Source organism: Candidatus Omnitrophota bacterium (genome assembly GCA_040755155.1).
In the GTDB taxonomy this organism is placed as follows: Bacteria; Hinthialibacterota; Hinthialibacteria; order Hinthialibacterales; family Hinthialibacteraceae; genus JBFMBP01.
Map to the genome: position 1 here is coordinate 32065 of JBFMBP010000107.1, position 20858 is coordinate 52922.

General features: G+C 50.2%; 14 protein-coding genes. 4 read left to right on the forward strand and 10 right to left on the reverse strand.

Translation table 11 applies throughout. The features are described 5' to 3' along the window. Nucleotides 1-337: 337 nt before the first annotated feature. Nucleotides 338-2437: a hypothetical protein gene (locus tag AB1656_16175; protein ID MEW6236921.1), complete on the forward strand. Its 2100-nt coding sequence runs from the start codon at nucleotides 338-340 to the stop codon at nucleotides 2435-2437. 65 nt (nucleotides 2438-2502) lie between these two features. Next, entirely contained in the window at nucleotides 2503-3846 is a 1344-nt protein-coding gene (locus AB1656_16180) for a hypothetical protein (protein MEW6236922.1), read from the forward strand. 34 nt (nucleotides 3847-3880) lie between these two features. Here the strand turns inward: AB1656_16180 and AB1656_16185 are convergent, their stop codons facing one another. From AB1656_16185 to mnmE, 3 genes are all read right to left on the reverse strand, one after another. Further along, on the reverse strand, nucleotides 3881-6448 hold the full coding sequence (locus tag AB1656_16185; GenBank protein MEW6236923.1) for a hypothetical protein: 2568 nt from the start codon (nucleotides 6446-6448) through the stop codon (nucleotides 3881-3883). Nucleotides 6449-6621: 173 nt separating this feature from the next. Next, complete coding sequence (gene moaA, locus AB1656_16190; GenBank protein MEW6236924.1) at nucleotides 6622-7629, reverse strand: GTP 3',8-cyclase MoaA; 1008 nt, start codon at nucleotides 7627-7629, stop codon at nucleotides 6622-6624. A 201-nt stretch (nucleotides 7630-7830) separates the two neighbouring features. Beyond that, the gene (mnmE, locus tag AB1656_16195; GenBank protein ID MEW6236925.1) at nucleotides 7831-9243 is read right to left on the reverse strand and encodes a tRNA uridine-5-carboxymethylaminomethyl(34) synthesis GTPase MnmE; all 1413 of its coding nucleotides are present in this window, start codon (nucleotides 9241-9243) and stop codon (nucleotides 7831-7833) included. 311 nt (nucleotides 9244-9554) lie between these two features. Here mnmE and AB1656_16200 point away from each other — a divergent pair, with 311 nt between their 5' ends. Further along, on the forward strand, nucleotides 9555-9788 hold the full coding sequence (locus AB1656_16200; protein ID MEW6236926.1) for a hypothetical protein: 234 nt from the start codon (nucleotides 9555-9557) through the stop codon (nucleotides 9786-9788). Between the two features lie 168 nt (nucleotides 9789-9956). Here AB1656_16200 and lysS read toward each other — a convergent pair whose 3' ends face one another. The 3 genes from lysS to AB1656_16215 all read right to left on the reverse strand — a co-directional run bounded on the left by lysS (nucleotide 9957) and on the right by AB1656_16215 (nucleotide 14485). Further along, nucleotides 9957-11429, reverse strand: coding sequence for a lysine--tRNA ligase (gene lysS, locus AB1656_16205; protein MEW6236927.1), 1473 nt, complete (start codon nucleotides 11427-11429; stop codon nucleotides 9957-9959). Between the two features lie 109 nt (nucleotides 11430-11538). Continuing rightward, nucleotides 11539-12126 (reverse strand): prepilin-type N-terminal cleavage/methylation domain-containing protein, encoded by a 588-nt coding sequence (locus AB1656_16210; GenBank protein MEW6236928.1) that lies wholly within the window; start codon nucleotides 12124-12126, stop codon nucleotides 11539-11541. A 340-nt stretch (nucleotides 12127-12466) separates the two neighbouring features. Beyond that, nucleotides 12467-14485: a LamG domain-containing protein gene (locus AB1656_16215; protein MEW6236929.1), complete on the reverse strand. Its 2019-nt coding sequence runs from the start codon at nucleotides 14483-14485 to the stop codon at nucleotides 12467-12469. A gap of 280 nt (nucleotides 14486-14765) precedes the next feature. On the opposite strand from AB1656_16215, the gene AB1656_16220 reads away from it, so the two are divergent. Continuing rightward, nucleotides 14766-15494 (forward strand): hypothetical protein, encoded by a 729-nt coding sequence (locus tag AB1656_16220; protein MEW6236930.1) that lies wholly within the window; start codon nucleotides 14766-14768, stop codon nucleotides 15492-15494. A 32-nt stretch (nucleotides 15495-15526) separates the two neighbouring features. On the opposite strand, the gene AB1656_16225 is transcribed toward AB1656_16220, so the two are convergent. The 4 genes from AB1656_16225 to AB1656_16240 form a co-directional block, all read right to left on the reverse strand. Continuing rightward, on the reverse strand, nucleotides 15527-15937 hold the full coding sequence (locus tag AB1656_16225) for a DUF2203 domain-containing protein (GenBank protein ID MEW6236931.1): 411 nt from the start codon (nucleotides 15935-15937) through the stop codon (nucleotides 15527-15529). A 63-nt stretch (nucleotides 15938-16000) separates the two neighbouring features. Next, nucleotides 16001-16549, reverse strand: a complete 549-nt coding sequence (locus AB1656_16230) for an NUDIX hydrolase (protein MEW6236932.1) — start codon at nucleotides 16547-16549, stop codon at nucleotides 16001-16003. Nucleotides 16550-16748: 199 nt separating this feature from the next. Continuing rightward, nucleotides 16749-18989: a hypothetical protein gene (locus AB1656_16235; GenBank protein ID MEW6236933.1), complete on the reverse strand. Its 2241-nt coding sequence runs from the start codon at nucleotides 18987-18989 to the stop codon at nucleotides 16749-16751. Nucleotides 18990-19275: 286 nt separating this feature from the next. Next, nucleotides 19276-20832: a M14 family zinc carboxypeptidase gene (locus AB1656_16240; protein ID MEW6236934.1), complete on the reverse strand. Its 1557-nt coding sequence runs from the start codon at nucleotides 20830-20832 to the stop codon at nucleotides 19276-19278. Between the last annotated feature and the right edge of the window lie 26 nt (nucleotides 20833-20858).

Here is a 20858-nt window from a genome sequence, read left to right on the forward strand (position 1 = left end):
AAAAAGAGACGGCTTCGTACGCCAGATATCCGTTTGCCGCTTTTACTTTCTCTTTATAACTCGCCTTAAAAAATGATTTTAACGTCTATTGTATCATAATATTGCATGAAATACACGCAGATTGATCTTGAAAAATAATTCAAAAAAATACTTGACAAATAATTCACCGCATATTATTCTATTGCATATCAATTCGGCATGGCGTTAAACAAGGGGGTGATTCTCAAATCCAATTCATAGCATAAATATGAGAATATAATATTATGATGTTATAACCGCGAAATAACCAAAACCACAGAACATTGCTGTGATACCAACATCTATGGAGGAAAAAAGAATGAGAAATATTGCCCCCCCCCCCGCGAAAACCGCTTTTAAAATCACGATGATTCTCTGCTCAATTCTGTCGGTCGCCATTCCCGCGTCCGCGCAAACCGACCACCGCATCGTCTTCATCAAAAACCTCATCCAAGACGCGGCGGAAGCGCAATGGACGGACGGCGCCAGTCATCCCCTCAACTTCAACGGCCTCTCAGGCCCCTACGGAACCGTAAAGCGCGGCCAAAAGATTGGAGGCATCAACGGCTCAGAACCGCCGGTGCGCGGAAAACTCATTTTCAATGATAACGTATTGGCGGATTCAATCGATATAGAGTTTATGCCAACATTCGGACGACTCAATTCTCAGGTGCGTGGAAAGTATTTAGTTCTTTTGCCAAAACTTACGCGTATCCAACTTGAATTGTCCTACGATCTATTTTTAGGCAGCGATAGCGAACGCAGTACCGCTGATTTTTATGTTGAAGTCTATGGGAGAGACGAAAAAGAACCGAATTCTTGGGTAAAAAAAGAGGAAATCCACAAAGAAAATATTGAGGAAGTTCGAAAACTCGCTACTATTAATACGGTTGGCGAGGAAAATTATTGCCATTTCGTTTACGTCGCTGTTCTCAGTCAATATGCCGGTAAAGAAATCCGTCTAGATTTAGTATCCAATGTTCCGGCGGATGCGTTAGCCGAGTATAAGGGACGTTGGTTGACGGCAAGACTAGTGGGTTCGACATTCGATTATCGTTTCGTGCCTTTCGAAAGTAAAAATGATCCAACAGTTTCGGCTAAAACATCCAATCGAATCCCTTCCCCAGCTAATTTATTGCAAGGAACCGGAACCATTTACGAGGCAACGGATTCTATCAATTTGACTAGTGTTAGATTCTATCCCGATGAAAGTCTGTCGACTGCAAAAATTAAAGGTGGAGATAGTACCGAACGATGGTTTGGTTATCTTTCTGGAACAATGGCTATTGATGGCGCCGATGCAGTGGCAAAACAATATGTTTGGGGAGAGATGGCTTTCGATCTCAAGAATTATACGAATTATAGTTTTTATTCGATTTTGGCAGACAATTTGAATAGCACGCTCCTGAGAGTTGATGCATTAGCTAATATCGCTCCCGCTGCATCAGGAACGCCTTATCTCGTCGCCAAACCCTCATCAAATCCTTATAGATGGGATAATTCCTACATCGGTTTCAATTCATCATTCACGACAACCAGCGGTGCGAATAAGTATGTCCATGCTTTTGCTCATGTCGAAGATTGGTATCAATATCCACCGAATTATAATGAAGTTGCTCCAACCGATGGCAATCGCGATTGGGCATATATTCGCATCGGATATTGGCGCTCCAGCGCCAATCATGGTTATGATTTTCATGCGCAAAAAGCTTCTGGCGATTCCGTATGGAATGGATCATCCTTTGTTTCCGAAGCCTCGCCCATAATCGAATGCTTCATGCCGGAATGGGCGATGACTTATGATAACCAACAAGTACTTGGAACTGGCAATCCTTCCGTTGTTAAACATCCTACTTCCGGATATTATTATATGTTTTATGCAAGACAGTTGGATAATAATCCGGGTAATGGATATGGGAACTATCCACCAAATGTTGGACATAACTGGAATGTAATATGCTTAGCGCGGGCGGCAACAAACGATATTGATGATATTTCAGGTTATGAGAATAGAACAAATCCTTGGACAAATTACTACAATAATAATGGCGTAACTTGGACGAATGGCAGAGGAGGAGAATCTACGCCAATTATTGATGAGCCATCCAATGATTATCGATCCCAACCTAAAGTTCACTACAATGCGAAATTCAACTGTTTCATGATGATTTGCCGAGGACCGGATGGATTTTATATTTATACATCCAATGGAACCGATGTTATGGATTGGGGCACTTATCAACTTCTCCTATATGATTATTCCGGAGACATCCAATATTATAATTATCCCTCCTTAATCAGTTCATCAGGAGAAGATAATTACGGCAACGATGATTTTCAATTGTATTACGCCTATCGTCCTAGTTCTGGCGGTAGTCATAGCATGGTTCGCCGTTACATTGAATTTTCAGGATATTGAGCAGACTATCTTTTCGCGTCTCAGGGCAAAATTATTTTTTGCCCTGAGACGCAGGGAGAAATATCATGGTTAATTTCAAAAAAATTATAGCTTTATTATTTGTAATTACTTTTGTTTCACAACAAATTGGCTTATGTAATAAGTTGGAAATTATTTCCGTCGGAATGGATGGCAAGCCCGCAGGCGGCTGCATTAGTTTGGGTGGGATTTCCGATGACAAGAGGTATGTAGTATTCATATCTTTGTCAAACCAAATCGTTCCTGGCGATACGAATTGGGTATCCACGGATCCTTTTGCGTCAAGTTCGGGATGGGACGTATTCGTCAGAGACCGGCAAGAACAAAAAACTACTCGAATCAATTTGACTAATGAAGGCAAGCAAATCGAAAAAGGAAATAGCACCAAACCTACTATTAGCGGCGACGGTAACATGATTGCTTATCAATCTGACGCATGGGATATTGTTCCCAGCGATCAATCGAGCGGATACGGCGTCTATGACATTTTTGTCCATAATCGGTCGACAAATAAAACAGAAATGATTACTTCATTTTTTCAAGATGACTTTGTTCAGAATGCTAATGCCTACCAATTTTCATACAATCCATACCTAAGCAAGAACGGAAAATATACTGCTTATACTCATTTTTATATGATAAATGGCGTTGGATCAGGATACTCCATTCATCGTTTTGATTTAATTGCGCATAAGGATGAGGCCGCGCTTGACGGCGATTGGAGTTATCCGGCGATTAACGCCGATGGACGGTACATAGTCGCATCCTCATCATTCTACGTTGGCGTAAAAGATATGGAAACGGGCGAGATCACAGTGATTTCCAAATCCCCTTCCGGCGATTACGCCAATGGCGAATGCACTAATCCCCACATCAGCGGCGATGGGCGGTTTATATTATATGAATCTGAAGCATCCAACTTAGTCCCCGATGATCCCCATAAAAGTCCTTATTTGAAGCGTGGCATCGATAGTTTTATTTACGATCGCGAAACGAAGGAAACAACCCTCGTTTCGTTGGGCGAATATGATTCAACAAGTTATGATAACGGCGCAAGAGGTTCTTCCTTAAGCCCGGATGGGCGATATGTCATATTTTGCAATTATAATGAAACTGCTACTCCCATTGGATTATATCGATTCGATAGGATAACGAAAAAAACGGATCGATTAATCACGGACGCTGAGATTAATCAAGCGTATAATGTAAAAATTATTGGATTCGGCGGTTCAATATCTATTTCTCCCGACAATAAAACAGTGGTTTTTTTGGGTTGGGGAGATACTTCCGCTTACAGTGTGAAAGATTGGTATAGATCTTATTATCCCACTAATGTTTTCCTTCTCGAACTGGACGACAATTCCGAAATCGGCGATTGGCCCCTGCAATGAAAGGAATTTATCTTTCGAAATAAAATCGAACTCGTTACTTCATCAATGAAAAATCCACTTTCCCATTGACGCTTTCGATGGGGTCTGCGTTGAACATAATTACTCCCGCCGTCTTTTCGCCTCGAATGCGGCCGGTCAATAGGCTGGAGAAGACGACGACGCGGTTGCATTTGGGAGTGGTTGGGACTGTGATTTGCGCGGGAGCGGTATAGGTTAGGGAATAGGCGTCGTTGCCTTTGTAGATCAACTCGGCGAAATTTTCCAATAATATCTGATCGCCGGTTTTCAGCGGCGCGCCTAACGTCGGTGAAGGATCGATCAGGTTGGGATCGTGTTGCAGGCGGATGGTTTGGGGAATGGCTTTTTCCAATATCTCGTCGATCATCAACGGCTGGTGCTGCACTGGCCCGCCTTCGGGATGCAGCGCAAGAAAGGAATGGCTGCGCATAGCCGTTCCGGAAGGCAGGGGATGCGGGAAACTGACCTTGATAGTTCCTTGCTTATAGTCGCCGTTATCCACGACGCCGATTTCGGCGGGATTCTTGAGATCGACGCCGTGAACGTCGTACCTCAGCCGCGTTCCGCCAATGAGGCGCAGGGATTCGAATTGTCCATCTTTTAAGCGAATATGGCCGAAGAGGCCGTTAAACACGATGCGGCCTCCATGATATTCCGCCGTATATTCCTGATCGCCTTGAATCGTGGAGAGGAAAATATCGCTGCGGTGTTCGCTTTCCACGGCGAACGCCGCCGCTTGAAAATCGCGCTGGTTGGCTGGCGGGGACAACGGCAGCCGCACGACTCTCGTTTCGGGAAGCAGCGCTGTGCGGAAGATTTCATGCACGGCGGCGAAAAGATCGGCTTCATCGCCGCCGCTTTCCCGCCGCGTAATGGCGAAGGCGCCGCCCGTCGCGGGGCCGGTCAGAAGTTGGGAGCCTGCCGGATCGACAAACCATAGGCGCTCCGATGCTTGGTCGAGGTCTTTAGGCTTGAATAAGACAGAATAAACGCCCTGCGCCGAAAAAACTTGGCCTCGCGCGGCTGCGTTGCGGATCGCTGTCAAATCGGACGCCGTGGAAGGAAATTGAATCGGCGGCGCGCCGGAAACCTCGCGGATATCGCCAGCGCTGTAGTAGGCGTAATCGTGAACGCGCCCTCCGCGAACGCGGAACAGGTCGATGAGAAACGGATCCGCAAGATAGAGCGTACGCTGATAGAAGGCCGCCGGGCCAAGGTTGGGATAGGCGGGACGGTCGGAATATCCGCCAGCCGCCATAGCGTTGACGAAAGAACCGTTTTCGCCGAAACAATGAAAGGAAGAAATCAGTGCGTTTTGCGGCGCGTTCGGGCTTGGCTCATACGGCGGCTGCGGCGCGCGGTCGATGACTACGGAGTTGAAGCCGTCCGAATCCGCCTTCTTCTCGAATGAATTCAACGAGCCAAGTTCTGTTCGGATTTCCAAAGCGAGCATCGCGCTTTTCTTTTCCTGGCGGGAATAGAGTCCTGTATCGAAATAAACGCTTAACGGTTTATCGGCTAGATTGTTATTGAGGATCGCGGCGCCGGTTTGCGGCAGAGCCGTCGAAACGCGGGCTGTTGGCAATGCTTCTTCCAAATTCAGTTTCCCCAACAAAAGCGCTTCTCCGCTGCGAGGCTGCGAGCGGTAGATTTTTTGCAGCAATACGGCGTAATCCGGCGAGCCGAAGACGCGATAGCCCAATTCGAATAAGGCAGCTAGATCCTGCGGTTTGGCCGGGGCGATCATTTGCGGCGTCTCTCCGGCGGGATAGGCCAACTCCGCCGCTATTTTTAATGGCTTTTCTATAGCGAGAGAATGGTTTTGAAATCCATCCGGAGAAGCGGTCTTCAATGCGGCTCCCGCTTTCAGCAAATCCAGAGAAATTTGCGTATGGCTTTCGAACGAAGCGTTTTGAAACAGTCCTTCGCCGGTCAACCCTGTGCGCAGCGATTCGGCTAAGCTGGGCAGGTAGGATTCTCCCGCAAGGCTCTTTTGAACAAAACCGGTCGCTCCAAATAACACCCCCGCATAGAGGCGCGCTGATTGTATGTGAATGGCGGAAAGAGAAGATAAATTATCGGGCGAGCCGGTCAATAGGGTTTGGATAAAATCCACCAAAGAACCGCGCAAGGAGGAGCGATCCGCTTCGCCCAGTTTTTCCCATTCGGGGATAGCGGTTAAAACGTCATAGGTTTGCAGGAGCAAATGGATATCGCTTAGAGAAACGCCATTTTCCGCGCCGCCAGCGAGGAGTTTTTTTTCGCGCAGGGAATGGAGCGCATCTTTTAAGGCGGCGGAGGATTGCCGCATCCGCTCTTCGCCGCCGAAGAATGCCGCCTTTACGGCGCCGACCCAGGCGCATCGGGCGGGGGCGTCCAAAGCGGTTTTCATTTGGCTGTCGATGACGCCTTCGGACCATCCCGCCCGCTTCGCCTGATCGCGCGCTTCGATGACGCCGGTAGCGGTAAAAACAAAAGGAGGGCTGGTTACGGGAACGGGCGACTGCGCTTGAGCCGCCAGGGTGAGGAATTGCAGGAAGCATAACCATCCTGCGAAGAGTAAATAATATAGGAATTTTTTCATGGTTCCTTTTTGGCGATGATGAATTGACCGATTCGCTTGAACGAAAACGATTGTCCCGCATGGAAGGTTATGGATGAATTCTCTCTATCCAGCGGCAATTTCATTGGAAAGGATATCATAAACGGGAATAAATGCACAGAATGAGCGATTGGCGAGAGCCATTCGAAAATCCGTCAACCGCCGATTTGATACATCGAGCGGATAGACCGGACAAAGTCGGCCTCGTTGACGTTATGGCGCTCCGGCTTCGATTGCATGACTTGGCGGATGAGCGCCCGCAAATCATCGTCGCTGGCGCCGTTGCGCAGGGGATGGAGCAAGTCCGTTTCCTGGTTCGAGAGAAGGCACGGACGCAGTTTTCCGTCGTAAGTAAGGCGGATGCGGTTGCAGCGGGCGCAAAAATCCTCCGTAATCGCGCCGATGAATCCCAATTCCCCGCAGGCGCCGGGGATGCGGTAGCGAACGGCGGGACCAGCGTAAGGATCGCCGTCCAGCGCCGGTTCCAAACCGAACGTTTCTTGCAACTGCCGGCGGATGGCGGCGACAGGCAGCGCGTCTTCCCGCTTCCACGGCGTATGCGCTCCAATGGGCATCTGTTCGATAAACCGGACGCTATACTTGGAATGCATCGTCAAGCGGGCGAAATCGGCGATCTCTTCCTCATTCAAATGGCGGCGGACGGCGACGTTGATTTTTACCGGTCCGGACAACGTTTCCAATGCGATTTTCAATCCATCCATCACCTGTCCCAGATCGCCGCCGCCGGTGATTCTCTTGAATTTCGCCGCATCGAGACTTACCAGGCTGACGTTAATCCGTTGCAGCCCCGCCTGGGCCAGCGCGTCAATTTGTTCAGCGAGGAAATAGCCATTCGTCGTCAAGCCAAGGTCTTTCAATCCCTCCAATCGGCTCAGTGCTTTGATTAAAAGGGGAAGGTCTCGGCGCAAGAGCGGCTCGCCGCCGGTCAGGCGGATTTTTCGAACGCCTTCCAGCGTAAAAATGCGGGCGATGCGGATCAATTCTTCCAATTTAAGAGAAACATCTTGGTCCAAGGCGTCTAGCTCGCCGTCCGGCTTGCAAAAACAGCAACGGAAATTGCACCGGCTAGTAACCGATAGGCGCAAATAAGCGATCCGTCTATCGAAACGATCGGTTAAAGTACGATTCATGTCCGTATTCATCGTCATTTCCTCGCTCAGGCATCATACTCTTTATTTATGGTGAGATAAAGAAAAAAACGATTGAATCGCGGGAAGCGGCTTCTTATAATAAATGCGCCCCATCCAACTATCCCAGTCTCCCAGTCTCCCAGTCTCCCAGTCGCCTTGTCTCCTTGTCGCTTTTAGCGGGTTGCGCTTCGCTTTGAGTCCACCCTACAAATTTTATTTCCCAATACAAAAGCGAGAGAAGACGATCTCGATGATATCGGGAGTTGAGTACGAGCCATCCAATTCGGCTAGTTCCTGCAAGGCAAGGCGTAATTCTTCCGCTATGATTTCCAAGGGGGAGGCTTCTTCCAAGAATAGAAACGCCTGGCGGATTCTTTCCTCCATGCGCGACATCAAACTTTCCTGGCGGGCGTTGACGAGATAGGCCGATCCGGCTTCGGCGGGGAATCGGTTGGCGGTTTCTTTTTCCAATTGGACAATCAAGGCGTCGATCCCGCCTTCTTTGATGGCGGAAGCGGATATTACCGGCCAAGTCCAATCCTCATCCTCTAGCGAAGAAATCGCTTTGTCCTTCAACAGATCGTACTTGTTGGCTACTAGAATCACTCCCGCCTGTTCGTTGCTTTTACGCAATTCATCGAGAATGCGGCGGTCGTCCGGCGCAAGACCTTGCGACGCATCGTAGATATACAAAACGATAGGCGATGAATTCAATAAACGGAGGGATCGTTGAACGCCAATGGCTTCGATCTCCTCTTGGGTTTCGCGCAATCCGGCGGTGTCGATGAGCGTAAGAGGTTTGCCGTCCAGTTCGACGACGCCTTCGATGCTGTCGCGCGTAGTGCCGGGATGGGGAGTAACGATGGCGCGTTCGCGTCCCAAGAGGGCGTTGAACAGGCTCGATTTGCCGACGTTGGGCTTTCCCGCCAGGACGGCGGCGATGCCTTCTTGAAAACGCTGTTCCCGAATCGAACGGCGCTTTAAATCCGCAATCCGCTCCCAAAGAAGGCGCAAGCCGCTTTTCATCGCCGAACCGGCTGGCGCTTCCACGGCGTCGTCGGGGAATTCGATTTGAGTTTCCACCTCGGCCAAGATGGCGATCAACTGTTCCTTAACCTCTCCCAGTTCCTTGGAAAATGCGCCCTCCAGCATTCGCAGAGAAAGCGCCCGCGCCAATTGCGAGCGGCTCTCGATCAAGGAGTTAACAGCTTCCGCCTGGGCGAGATCCATCTTGCCGTTGCGCACGGCGCGAAACGTGAACTCTCCCGGTTCGGCGAAGCGCGCGCCCTGGCGATGGAGCAGTTCTAGAATTTTGCGCACAACAACCTCGCCGCCGTGGCAATAAATTTCCATCATTTCTTCGCCGGTATAGGAATGGGGTGCGGGAAAAACCGCTGCGAGTACTTCATCGGCGATTTCTTGCGTCTCTGGATCAACGATTGCGCCATGAATCATAAGGCGGGGATGTTGGGTAAGGGATTTGCCTTTGGATTGAAATAGACATTGGCCGATGGAAATCGCTCGCGGACCGCTGAGGCGGATAACGGCGATGGCGCCGCGTCCCGGCGGCGTTGCAACCGCGGCGATCGTATCCTCACGGAGAAAAATTCCTGCTTTTTTGTTCATAGGATTCGGTTTATAGAGCGTTCCGCTAAAGACGTTATGGTCTATTGAGAACGCCCCCTCACCCTTGCCCTATCCCAAAGGGCGAGGGAACAATCGCAAATGAAAGGCGCCCCTACGAAATAATAAAACCCTGAGACAAAACGGATAAGGGATGATACCATTATAAGTGAAAAGAGTAACGTTTTGCTTATTCTAACGTTTATATTATAGGGGGCGGATGAAGAGGGCAGCCCGCCGTATACTAGCGGCGGCATCGTCTTTGCGAGAAAGGGAAATAATCTCTCGCTGGCTGTTGTGGAAGGAGAAAAATCATGATTCTTCAACGATTCCCTAAAATCTATTTGCATGCTCATGTATTGGCGCCGCAACGAATTGAACATGCTCGGGGGAAATTCGCGGTTCCCAAAGATTGGATAACCGCTTCCAAGCGAAGCAGCGCGCAAAAACTCTTCACAACCATATTGGAATTACTCTACCTCGGCGTCCTATCGTTTTTCTTCCACCAATTTTTAGCGGAGATCGCCAAGGCAAACGGATTGGGATAATGGAATGATGAATGCGGAATGATGAGTGATGAAAATTACTTTAGCATACATTATATCTTATCCTAAAGGGTGCAAATGGGCGCATGTGAAAAGTAAGATGGGTGACCCATCGAGTATTTATAAATATAACTAATGATGGGTCAAAAGGCGCGTCCCATCCTACGATCTTCAACCTAATGGGCGCATGAGCGGAAAATAGACCGTATTTTTTATATTCTCCTCATTGGTAATGAGCGCGACGAAGCGGTCGATGCCCATGCCCCAGCCGGATATCGGCGGCATTCCATATTCCATGCACTGGACGTAATCTTCATCCAATTCCATCGCTTCCTCGTCGCCCGCGTCGCGCAAGGATTGCTGCGCGGCCAGGCGTTGGCGCTGATCGATAGGATCGACCAACTCGGAATAGGCGTTGACGATCTCCATGCCCGCAACGACTAATTGGAAACGGTCGGTAATAGAAGGATCGGCGTCATTGGCGCGCGCCAGCGGCGATAATTCTTTCGGATGCGAAGTAAGAAAGAGCGGCGACAGGATTTGCGGACGGCAAGTTTTTTTATAAAGCGCGTCGATCAATGCTCCCCATCCCAAAGCGCCGACATTGATATCCTCCAAAGTTATCCCCTTCCCATGAATCGCGTCCAATAACTCTTTCTTGGTTTTATGTTCGTCGATATCGATTCCGACGCCTTCCAAAATCACATCGCGAAAAGACTTGCGCGGCCAAGGCGGAGAGAAATCGATCATTTTTCCCAAATACTCGAAAGTCAACGAACCAAGAACTTTTTCCAGCGTGGAAGTGAGCAGCCGTTCGGTAAAATCCATATTGTCCTGGTAATTCCAATAGGCGGCGTAATATTCCAGCATTAAAAATTCCTGCAAATGCGCCGTAGAGATGCCCTCGTTGCGAAAGCAATGGGCGAATTCGAAAACCCGGTCGTAACCGCCGACAATCAGCCGCTTGAGATAGGTTTCCGGAGCGATGCGCATGTATAAATCGATATCCAGCGCATGGTGATGGGTGAGGAAGGGCTTAGCCATGGCTCCGGAAGGCTTGGCTTGCAGGATGGGCGTCTCTACTTCGATAAAATTGTTGTCCTCCAGCGTGCGGCGTATGGCGCGGATGACCTCGCGCCGGGTGCGGAAGCGGCGTCGGGAATCTTCGTTAACAATCAAATCCAAATAACGCTGGCGGTAACGCACCTCCAGGTCGGCGAGACCATGCCATTTTTCCGGCAAGGTCAAAAGCGCCTTAGAAAGCAATTGAAAAGATTTTGCCCGCAGCGTTTGTTCGCCGGTTTTGGTGACGAAGATCTCGCCTTCGGCGCCGATAAAATCGCCGATATCGATGTTTTTTTTGAAGAAGGCGTAGGTTTCCTGGCCCAGGTCGTCCTGAGCGAAGCAGAGTTGCATCTTCGCTTCCGCGTCTTGAATGTGCATAAAACTGAGTTTGCCCATCTTGCGGATGGCGATGATTCGTCCGGCGAGACGGACGTTCTTGTCCCCAACAGGCAGATTCAGCGCTTGGACAAGCCGATGGCTGCGTTCGAAGCGGTCGGGATAGGGTTGGATTCCTTCTGCCTGCAATTGCCGAATCAATTCGATTCGTTCTTCGCGGATGCTTTTTTTGGTTTCCGGCATGGCGTTTCCTTGATAAAAGAAACCCCGAATAAAATCGGGGCATGGTTAAAAAATTATAGTATCGCAAGAGCCGTAGTAATAGTGGAGCGATTATATTCCTCTTCTCCATTTATGCGCCGGCATGTCCGCCGTAAGGGCGGTCGATGTTGCCCGGACCGAAATAATTGATATCGCCGTTGCTGCTGAGGCCGTTGGTGGCGTCGTAGCGCATTCCGTATTCGTTGTAATGGTTAGGGCCGATGCTGCGGATTTGAAATCGGACGATGCCGGCGAAAGCCCGGTCGTCCGTGCCGCCCGTCCAATGGTTGGGATATCCGGTGTAAATATTGAAATCGCCCAAAAGGTTTTCATTGATAGGCTGCGGATCGGGCTGAGTCGTAATAAAATAAAAGGGATCGTAGGCATGGATGAAATTGAAGCGGCCGGGAATGGCGGGAGCGAAGGGATCGGGATTGAGCGTGGAGATATAGCTGATAGGCGTCGTGATTTTATAGATTAAATCCTGCGGCGGAACGCGGTTTCCCGCATCCAGCATATATTGCGTAAGCGCGTTAGCGTAAGCGTTTTGATCGGCGCGGACGCGGGCAATCTTAGCTCGGATTTGCGCATTCAAGAAATTGGGAACGGCGATGGCGGCCAGGATTCCGATAATGGCGACGACGATCAACAGCTCGATCAACGTAAAGCCTTTTTTCATGATGCAATCCTCCTAGTTTATTTGGTAGGATTCGGGAAGAATCCGACGGCTTAAATCCGAGGTTTATGAGCGTTTCAGGATTGCGTACATTGCCTGAATCTGGATATCCAGGATGAAAGGATGACCAGGATTTTTATCCTGTAAATCCAGAAAATCCTGACCATCCTGATTCTGACAAATAGCCAGAGAATAGTATCTCCTCCATCCGAAAACGCTTTTACGCAAGTTTTACAAGATAAATATTATAGATGCTCGCGCGAAGCGAATATAGGAGAGAAAGAAACGAGAAACAAAAAAGGGGCGGCTGTGAAAGCCGCCCCTTTAGCGTCAATACAAGGAATTAGAAAAGACTCCATTCTTTCACTGCTACAGGCGTAAAATAATCGAGTTCCTCCTGTGGAACTGCGCCGCGAGTGATTTTCAGCCGATCCAAGAGCCCGGTGTAAGGCAGTCCTCCGCCAGATTCGCAGCCGATGTAGAAATTGAGCACATCAGCCATGCGCACGCCGCCGGTGTAATCCATCCGGTCCGCCAGCTGGCCATCGACGTAGAACCGCAATTCGACGCCTTGCTGGTGCTCGGCGGCGATGTGATGCCATTTCATGTCATTGGGAATGACGGCGTTGGAATGAGCATCCAAAATGCCGTAGGTAGTAACGGTCATGAGAGAACCTTCATACATTGCATCAAGAGGCAGAGCCGCCCCGGCGCCGTTTTGATAAGGCATCGCGCTGTCGAAATTGTATGAGACGATCGTCTTAGCCAAGGGCGCCTTGGGATTGGCGGCGGCGCTATCGAGTTCGGAAACTTTTAAAACCGCGTTATGAATGCGCGCCCGATCAATGGCGCCATAGAGGGGACTGCTGCCCGTATCGCTGGAACCAATGCTCAAAATATTGTTTTGGAGATCGCGGGCGGCGTCCGTATTTCCGATGTATTCCTTCAATTCTCCATCCACATAGAAAGAAACGCCTGCGCCAGGATCCCACGCCATGGCGATATGATGCCATGTTTGATCGGCGGCCAGTTGGTAAGTGCTTTCCACATCTACAATTCCCAAAAGCGTGAAGAGCAGGTTGCCGTTATGGAAGCCCATTTTGTAGCTGCTTCCATAGCGCATGATATCATCGTAAGTACCGAACTTGTCGATTTTGACCCATGCTTCCATCGTGATGGGGCCGCCCTGAATCGCGAGAATTTTATTCGCCGAATCGTCGCCGGAAACGGGATACTTAACAGAAAGATCGCCTGCTTTGCCGGAAGGAGAATCCGCAAGGCTTTGGGCCGCCAGACGGGGGCGGAAGGAGAAGGAATAGCCGCTTTGGCCGCCGATGCCGTAAGCCAACAACACGACGCGAGCGGCCTTTTGATTTGCGGCGTCGAATTTGACCCAGGCTTCGAAGGTAAAATCTTCATCCCAGAAGCTCATGATATCGCCTTCGTCGGGATAGATCACCTGGTCGGTTCCATCGAAACTCAACGAATAATCGCCCGCCTTTCCCGTGGGGGTATCGGTAGAGAACGCAGGGATGGCATCTTTCGAGCCGAATGCGGCGGTGCTGACGGCGGGCCGCTTAGCAGGAGCGGCGTTTTGGTAAGGCTCTCCGCCTTCGTCGAAACTATAGGATACGAGCGTACTATCCAGCGGAGTTTTCGGATTAGCGGCGTCGCTGTCGAGCTGCGTTTCATTCAAAACGGCATTATGGATGCGAAGCCGGTCGACTAGCCCTTGAAGGGGAACGGCGCCATTGGTTTCGGAACCGATATCTAATTTGTTGTTCTGAAGCGCCCGGCCACTATTCGCCGTCTCTTTATAGCCCGCCAATTCGCCGTCAACATAGAAATCTACGCCGACGCCCGGCTCCCAAGCGGCGGCGACGTGATGCCATATATTATCCGCGCTCATCGCCACACCGCTTTCTACATCATCCACGTCATAAAAAGTCCAGACGATCGTGCCGTCGTTGATTCCCATCTTGTAGGAAGCGCCGTAGGCGGCGATGCCGTTGTATTGATTCAGCGCCGAGACTTTAATCCAGGCTTCCATCGTAATCGGTCCGGATTGAATATCGAGTATCGGATCGACCGAGTCGTCCACTGTTAGCCCTTTGCCGGGAATTAAAGATTTGTCTCCCGACTTGCCTGAAGGGGAGTCATCGCTGTTTCCCGGCAGATCGGCGTCGGTAACGATAATCCCCAAATTGGCCTTAAAAAGCCCCATATTATCCATGACCGTTAGGCCGCTGCCCTCGTTGAATTCCCAAAAGTAAACGTCGCCCGGATTCTGGGAATAAGCGAATGGAGCCAATGTGAGAACTCCAAACGCTACTCCAGCAATCGTTAAAAATTTCTTTACCATTCCATCCATCCTTTCTCGAAAAATTAGTTATAATTGGGAATTGACTCAAAATCTTATACCACGAAACAATTTTTCAAAATAGGGATGCAAAAAGGGAAAAACAATAAATGTGCAGATAACAATGATTCATTCCATCGATCGTGCAAACCATGACTCAATTTGCGCGATAATTTCATTTGCGAAATTATCGGTTATAAAAAAGATAACTTCGGCAATTTCCCAAAATTTTAGAATAGAATATTGAATATTGATCCCCATAAATGTTGAAAGGTTTGAAGCAATGAAAAGATATTTTTTTTTAACCCTATTTATTCTGCTCGTTCATCCCGCTTGGAGCGCGGAGGAAGCAAAACCCAAGGAATCGAAAGATTCCGGCGTAGAAATGGTTTATCGCATTCAAGTCCGCGTCATTTATGCAGGCAAGACAGGGATATTCGGAACAGTTCCTACGGAATTGTCGGATATGCGGCAGGTACTCACTCAATACATGCCCTACCCATCATACGAACTGTCGAACATTATCCGTCTCAGCGTCTTCGGCGACGAGGAAGCCACGGCGCTGACGTTTCCCGAACATTACTTGCGCATCATTCCTAAAGGCGCAATTAAGGGAGAAAGGGGATTGAAAGTGAAGGCGGAACTTTATCATGTCCCGGCAGGCGTGGATTCCAAGACGAAATATTGGCTGGGGAATCCACAGCAACAAAATCCAACGTCCACCGATCAGGGGAGTTCATCCTCCACGGCGCCGTCCACCACGCCTCCGATGATTGGTTTCGAAGAAAAAAGCCAAGGGGAAAGCAAACCCTTTTTACCTATCGTCAGTTCCGCCGTTTTGCTTACAGATCGCGATTGGGAGGCGTTCGGCGGCGTTCCAATTCGAGTTAATTCGAAATCGGAAGTCAGTTCGACAAGCATGTCATCCTCTTCGTTGTCGCTCAGCGCCGGGAGAAATTCCGTTGGGATGGAGAGATTTTTGATTTTGGGGATGCGATTGGAAAAGCAGTGATGAATGATGAATGATGAATGATGAATTCGGGATTAGAAGAAATCTACTGGCAGGGATTTGCGGCCGGCGTAGCCCGCGTCGAGTTCATGCCAGAATTGAATCTCATCCCCATCGGAGAGTTCGTAACACAGAAAAACTTCCTCGCCTTCGATGATGGAGGGGAAATCGATCAATCCCCGCTCGATATCTTGGATGACGATTCCCTGATCGGCGATTTCCGAAACCAGGCTGTTCAACCGATGTTGAAATTCATTGCGCCGCCGTACATGGTGGAATTGGGTGCCGTTGGTGCGTCCCTTCAATCCTTGCGCCAGGTTGGAGGGATTGGCATGAAACTCCCTCGCCTCTTCGAGCAGCGCGCGCATCGAATGAAAAATTTCCCGAAGCCGAGGAATAAGGGAATTGGCTTCGTTCAGCGAAAAATGTTTATCGAAATGAGGCATTGTTTATCCAAAAAAAGTGATTTGAGTCAAGCGATGAGGAGATAAATTTAAATCTATCTAACGTTATCTCCCCGCGCGCAATAAGTCAAAGAGATAAAAAGCGTTCAGGACGAGGGAATGGACGATTTTCCCTTCTTGAATCAATTGCGGAATCTTCGCCAGGGGCACGAGTTCGACGCGAATGTCCTCGCCATCGTCCAGCGATTGATCGTATTTGAGTATGACGTTTTTCGCCAGGAACAAATGGCAGGTATTGTTGAGAATGGCGGGATTGGGGCGCACGGCGCCGAGTGGGATCACCTCCTCCGAGTCGTAACCCGTCTCTTCCCGCAGCTCGCGGCGCGCTGCCTCCAGCATGGAGCCGTCGCTGGGATCGGCCAACCCGCCGGGGATTTCCAGCGACATTTCCTCGGTTCCGAATCGGTATTGATGAACCATAACCACTTCGCGATCCGGCGTAAGGGGAATGATATTGATCCAATCCCTGGTTTCCAGCACATAGGCGGGCAGTTCAACGCCGTTACGGGGAGAGACGCAGATATCCTCCCGCAGATGGAAAATGCGGTAATGCGCCACGTAGCGGCTGGATTTTTTCTCCCAGGGACGGCTCATAATTGCGGGCCTCGATCTTAGTAAGAGTGATATGGGGAATGATGCCAATCACTTTTGAATTTGTTGCATTTAAATCCCTCTCCCAAGATGGGGAGAGGTTAGGTGAGGGTTGATTTGTTTGAACTTACCTCCCCTCACCCTAACCCTCTCCCAAAGGGCGAGGGAATGGAAATGCGTAATAGGAGATAATTGCGCAAAATCATACCGCTCCCACGCGGCGGCGAAGATCGGCGACGATATCCTTGGCCTTTTGGCGCAGCGAGGCTTTTGCGTCCGGCAGCGTCTGCTTGGTTGCGCCGGATTGATGCAGTTGGAGATGGAAGCGCAAAGCGTTGGAGGTTCCCGAGGGGCGGAATGTCAGATAGTTCCATTTTTCTTCATCGAGATAGAAGCGGACGCCTTCGTCGGGAAAGCCGTCGAAATTGGCGGCGTCGTATTTTCCCGTCCAATAGACGGCGGTGGAATAGACCGGCGTTCCCGCCAGCGAGACAGGTTTCTCCCGGCATTCTTTTTCCAATTCAAGTACGCCCTTGATGACTTCGCGCTTCTTGATAAAGCCTTCCAGGCCGTCGTATTCCCCATCGAGGGGATCGGGTTCGTAATAATTGAGGAAGTAGCCGATATCGGGATCGAGGAAGATTTTTTCGTCGATGAGTTGAAAAAGCGTCGTCCCTTTCAGTTTGGCGTAAGCGGCGATTTCGGCTAACAACAACGCCGCCAGCGTGCCGTCCTTATCGCGCACGTGTCCGCCTTCGCCCATAGAAACCGCATCGGGAGGCGGTCCGCCTAGGATGGAGAAGCCGCTGCTTTGCTCCATGCAAGCGATGTTGTACTTGCGATGGCCGTTATTCATATCAATGCAGGAGTGCATGAAGGGATGGCATTGGGGTTGGGCGGGATCGGGACGGCCTTCGATCAAGTCGGGCAGTTTTTGGCCCTTCCACGCCTCATTCACGCACATGGCCAGCATGGCGAAGCCCACCCAACTTCGGGCGACGCCGAGGCCGTATTTCATCGCCATTTTCGTGAGGGCGTCGCTGGTGGTGTGGGAGAGGGCGATAAAGCGCTGTTCTGGTTTCTGGATGTTTCCGAACTGCTCGATCTCTCGATGCAAACGATACCAAACGATCAAAGCCCACAAATCGTCCGCCGGCAGGAGCGTATAGTCTTTGTTGCCGTAAATGGCGCTTTGCGATGGAGTAACTTTGACCACCAATCCGCAGCGGTCGGCGTCGGGATCGGTGCCGACGAGGATATTGAGATCGTCAAAGGAGCCGGGATGATCTTCTTTGAAGGATTGGACGGCGATTTCGGCGGCGCGGACGTCGCCGGGATCGGGCTGTTGCTCGAAGCCGGGTTCGCTGTTGAAGCAGGGAAACAGGCCATCCAGTTCGTCCAGTTTATTCACTTTCAAAACATTGGTGAATCCGACTTCCTTTAGGATGCGGGGGACGGCTTTGCGTCCGGCGCCGTGGTAGGCGCAATAGCCGATGTTCACAGGCTTCTTGCTCGTTTTTTGTTCCGCCACCAGGTCTTTTTGCAGGAGAAAGGTTTTCACGTGCTCGACATGGCGGGTGTGCATATCGATGAGATGGTCTTCCCGTCCGAAATAATCGACGCCTTCCACCGGTTCCGAACCGCCTAAAAACCAGAGTTGATCGGGAGCGGCTTCTTCGAAGGGCAGCAGTTTGATATCCGCCGAAACGGCTTTGCTGATGTAATCGCGGACAATGACGGCGCGGTCTTCCAGACTGAATTGGGAGCCATTGCCGCAAGAAACTTTGTAACCGTTATAACGGTAATCGTTGTGGCTGGCGGAGATGAGAATGCCGATATCCGCCCGCAGATTAGGCACGGCGAAGGTAAGTTCGGGATAAGGGCAGGCTTCGTCGAAAAGATAAAGCGTAATGCCGTACGCCAGAAAGAGTCGTCCGATCAACTGGGCGAAGGCCTGGCCGCAGATGCGGCTATCGTAGCCGATTACGATTTTCTTCATGCCGCGATCCAACGCGAACTTGGCGACGCCGACGGATTTCAGCAGCAGCACTTTATCGTTGATGGTGGCGGGGCCTTTGAGAATGCGCGCTGCTGGGCCGTTTTCCTTCATCTTCAAAATCGACGCTTTGTCGAAAGCCATGCGTCCGCGAATGCCCGCCGTGCCGAAACTGATATCTTGCAGAAAGACGTCGACGATATCGGGCCAGCGTTCTTCTTCGATGGCGTCCTGGATGCCTTCGACGATATTTTCGGAGAAATTGGGGATATAGGGATCTTCCAACCAGGCTATGAGATTGGGAATAACGTTGGCGCTGGCTCTCTCGAAATATTCCACTGCCGATCGGGGTATGCCGCTGGGATTGGCGCTTTTCAGATTTTCTTCCGACCGGCGCAAATAATCGTCGATTCCTTTTTTGGCTTTTTCAAGCAACCCATCCATCATGGCTTGAAACCTTTCCTGCTTATTCTTAAGAATATTCGATTCCGATCTCTTGTTACGCAATACTATTCCCTCGCCCTTTGGGAGAGGATTAGGGTGAGGGGTTTAAGAAACAATCGCGCCATCGGCGATATTCATGGAATTTTATTCCGAAGCCGGAAAACGCATTCCTTTTAAAACGTTTTCAGATAGAAAAAGTATTTTATCCATTTAAAGAACTTTTTGATAGGAATAGTACTTGGGAAAAACGCAAAAAAGGAGCCTTGGAAACGAGGTTGGAGTGAGGAGACTATTTCTCCCGTTTATCGAAATCGAGGATGAAGGGGCCGGGACGGCTGCCTTCATTGGGGATGCGGCAGATTTTGTAGCTGTTGGAGGCGAGGAAGTAGTGCGAGTTTACGGCGGCGTCCACCGTAATGTTACCCTCGAAGAGGACTCCACGGTTGTAATCCAATTCTTGTCCTTTCATGGCCTCAAGATCGATAGGTTTTTCATTGACGATGACGCGCACGTATTCCGGCGGGCGTCCCAACAGGTCGCGATAGAGGCAGCGAGCGTGAAATACGCGCTTTTGAACGCGGGAAAGTTCGTAAAATTCCGCGCTGTGGAGATAGGGCGGCGGATCGCTCGCGGGAACGCCGAGACGCTCACCAATCGCCCGCACGATCAATTCCCCTTCGATAAAGAGATCGTCGCAACTTTTATACAGAAGAAAATTCCGAGCGAAAGAAGGAGGATAAACATATTCGCTCATGCCGAAACCAGCCAGCGCATTGGGAAACAAATCCCCTACGAAGCGGGAGAAGCGCGTGTCTTGAAGAATGCGTTCGGGATTGCGATACCAGGGAAGATATTTCTTTTCGAAAGTCTCAATGAACAGCGCGTCTTGCTCGGCATAGTTGCTTTCGGAAGCGTATTCGCGCCGAAACAGGTTCTCGTTCCAACTGCAGGAATGAAGGCGGAGGGAATAGTCAATGGTGCGGCCTTGATTCTTCCAATCCTGCAAGAATCGCTTCATTTGCCGCTGCTCGTAAAAAGAATAGGAGGTTTCGGGCCAGGTCTCGGTCCAGAAAACGCCGTCTCCCCCGTGAATCATGGGGTGAACCGCGCGCCCCATCGCCACGCCGTCCACATCGAAAATGGGAAAAATCATAAAAATTGTCCGGCGCTTGATGGCGGCGGCGGCGGGATCGTCTGAAAGAAGATATTCGATTGCGCCGCGGGCGATCCAGGAACTGGCCGTCTCGTAAGCGTCCTCGCGGCAAAGAAGCAAGACGCATTTTTTTTCTTCGGCGGGACTTTGGGGATCGGTGACGAAAACGATGGGGATTTTCAATTTCTTAATGGGGGATTCGCACAAGGTTTGAATTTGTACATGAGGATGAGAAGAGATTTCTTTTTCAAGACGATCGCGATCGGCATTAGAGAAAGGCGGCGCGAAAGCGATCCAGGCGCGGTTTTGCGCGAAAGAATGAGTGAAAGAGTATCGGACTTTGCTCTCGTCGCCGGGAATATCTAGGATGATGCGATTTTTGATAAAAGCCCAGTTTTGGCGGTCGTAGCTTAAAACCGGGAGATTGTCGCCGCCGAAATAGTCGTCCCGCGCCTGCTCGAAAACGAAGGTCAACGTTTTATTGAGGATGCCGTCCAATTGGAAATAATACCACAGCCCGCCGGAGCCGGGAGCGTGGGATAGAATAATATTGTTGGATTCGGCGGTGCGCCATCCCCCCAAAGAGCCGTTTTCAAAATCCCAAGTCAATTCGACATTCGCGGCGGCGAAGCCATTGGCTGCCGCCAGCGTTATCGTCAAAAACAACAAGAAAACAAGCGTTTTGCTTTTCATAATTCCCCTGCTGGGCGCCAGGCTGG

Coding starts and splice junctions, on each gene's coding strand:
- AB1656_16180 (MEW6236922.1), top strand. CDS start 2,503: ATGGTTAATTTCAAAAAAATTATAGCTTTATTATTTGTAATTACTTTT.
- AB1656_16185 (MEW6236923.1), bottom strand. CDS start 6,448: ATGAAAAAATTCCTATATTATTTACTCTTCGCAGGATGGTTATGCTTC.
- AB1656_16200 (MEW6236926.1), top strand. CDS start 9,555: ATGATTCTTCAACGATTCCCTAAAATCTATTTGCATGCTCATGTATTG.
- AB1656_16230 (MEW6236932.1), bottom strand. CDS start 16,549: ATGAGCCGTCCCTGGGAGAAAAAATCCAGCCGCTACGTGGCGCATTAC.
- AB1656_16220 (MEW6236930.1), top strand. CDS start 14,766: ATGAAAAGATATTTTTTTTTAACCCTATTTATTCTGCTCGTTCATCCC.
- AB1656_16240 (MEW6236934.1), bottom strand. CDS start 20,832: ATGAAAAGCAAAACGCTTGTTTTCTTGTTGTTTTTGACGATAACGCTG.
- AB1656_16175 (MEW6236921.1), top strand. CDS start 338: ATGAGAAATATTGCCCCCCCCCCCGCGAAAACCGCTTTTAAAATCACG.
- mnmE (MEW6236925.1), bottom strand. CDS start 9,243: ATGAACAAAAAAGCAGGAATTTTTCTCCGTGAGGATACGATCGCCGCG.
- AB1656_16210 (MEW6236928.1), bottom strand. CDS start 12,126: ATGAAAAAAGGCTTTACGTTGATCGAGCTGTTGATCGTCGTCGCCATT.
- AB1656_16235 (MEW6236933.1), bottom strand. CDS start 18,989: ATGATGGATGGGTTGCTTGAAAAAGCCAAAAAAGGAATCGACGATTAT.
- AB1656_16225 (MEW6236931.1), bottom strand. CDS start 15,937: ATGCCTCATTTCGATAAACATTTTTCGCTGAACGAAGCCAATTCCCTT.
- moaA (MEW6236924.1), bottom strand. CDS start 7,629: ATGAATACGGACATGAATCGTACTTTAACCGATCGTTTCGATAGACGG.
- lysS (MEW6236927.1), bottom strand. CDS start 11,429: ATGCCGGAAACCAAAAAAAGCATCCGCGAAGAACGAATCGAATTGATT.
- AB1656_16215 (MEW6236929.1), bottom strand. CDS start 14,485: ATGGTAAAGAAATTTTTAACGATTGCTGGAGTAGCGTTTGGAGTTCTC.